Genomic DNA, 1,566 nt, shown 5'->3' with positions numbered 1-1,566 from the left:
CAATATCGCTGATAACAGCGGCAATACGGCATTGCATTTAGCCGCTTGTTGGGGGCAAACCGATTGCCTGAGAAAACTGCTTGATAAGAAAGTGGATGTCAATGTCAAAACACATACAGATGGTGCTACGCCCCTGCATATGGCCGCTCAGAACGGCCACATAGAGTCCGTCAAGGAGCTGCTGAAAAATGATCAAACCTCAGTCAATGAACAGATGAACGATGGCTGTACGGCTCTACACTTGGCTACTCGTAATGAACACACAGAGATCGTCAGGGCATTTAAGGAAATTGCCTCCATGCGCATCCGAGTTGATGTCAAGAATAACAATGGCGATACGGTTCTCCAGGAAGCTGTTCGTCAAGGCCACACAGAGACCGTCAATGCATTGCTGGAAATTGTGGCCAAAGAGAAGGATAAATATGGCCAGACGGCTCTCCACGTCGCCGCTCTTAAAGGCCACACAGAGGCCATCCAGAGATTGCTGACCATTGACCCCTCCCTGGCCAAAGAGAAGGATAACGATGGCCAAACGGCTCTCCACACAGCTGCTCTTTCTGGCCACACAGGGCCCATCCAGACATTGCTGACCATTGACCCCTCCCTGGCCAAAGAGAAGGATAACGATGGCCAGACGGCTCTCCACGCAGCTGCTTCTAATGGCCACACAGAGGCCATCCAGACATTGCTGACCATTCCCTCCTCCCTGGCCAAAAAAAAGAAGGAGAAGGATAATTCAGTCCGGACGGCTCTCGCAGCTGCTGTTAACACAACTGCTTTTGCAGTCCACACAGAGGCCACCCAGTCATTGCAGACCATTGACCCCTCCCTGACCAAAAAGAAGGAGAAGGATAAGTCAGTCCGGACGGCTCTCGCAGCTGCTGTTAACACAACTGCTTTTACAGCCCACACAGAGGCCACCCAGCCATTGCAGACCATTGACCCCTCTCTGGCCAAAGAGAAGGATAACGATGGCCAAACGGCTCTCCACACAGCTGCTCTTTCTGGCCACACAGAGGCCATCCAGACATTGCTAACCATTGCCCCCTACCTGGCTAAAGAGAAGGATAACAATGGCCGCACGGCGCTCCACATAGCTTCTTTTAAAGGCCACACAGAGGCCATCCAGGCATTGCTTTGACCCCTCCCTGGCCAAAAAGAAAGATAAATATGGCGAAACGGCTCTCGACTTGGCTATCATGTCTTGCCGCACAGAGTGCAAGAAACTTCTTGAAGACTATGGAGCCCAACCATCGGGCTGCCTTCTAAAGTGAGCAATAAAATTGAGCGGAGAACCGATTCTTGATTATTTCAAACCTCCACCTCATACTGCGCCAGGCGCGGCGCAGTACCTTTTATCTCTTCTGAATAAATGCCTTCTGGCCAACACCCACAGATTCACCTTTGACGTTAATAACCGAACCATCCTGAAGCTCTGCCTGACTGGTGCCATTGCCGTTATTAGCGGTCATGGTGGCTACAACCCGCGCCCCTTCAGTAATCAGCGCCTTGAACTGTTGCCAGATATTTGTGGTTGCCATTGCTTGTATTCCGGATAAACGATCA

At 51.1% G+C, this 1,566-nt stretch carries 2 protein-coding genes; one reads left to right on the top strand and one right to left on the bottom strand.

Going from position 1 to position 1,566, the window contains the following annotated elements:
- On the top strand, positions 1 to 1,141 hold a 1,141-nt coding region (locus J7438_RS25395; protein ID WP_209278830.1), incomplete at its 5' end, for an ankyrin repeat domain-containing protein.
- 214 nt (positions 1,142 to 1,355) lie between these two features.
- Here the strand turns inward: J7438_RS25395 and J7438_RS25390 are convergent.
- On the bottom strand, positions 1,356 to 1,566 hold a 211-nt coding region (locus J7438_RS25390), incomplete at its 5' end, for a hypothetical protein (protein ID WP_209278829.1).

The sequence above is a fragment of the Thalassotalea sp. G20_0 genome, from assembly GCF_017744175.1.
Classification (GTDB): Bacteria; Pseudomonadota; Gammaproteobacteria; order Pseudomonadales; family Endozoicomonadaceae; genus Endozoicomonas.
Note: the sequence above shows the minus strand (reverse complement) of the source record. Positions and strands in the feature narration are given on the sequence as shown.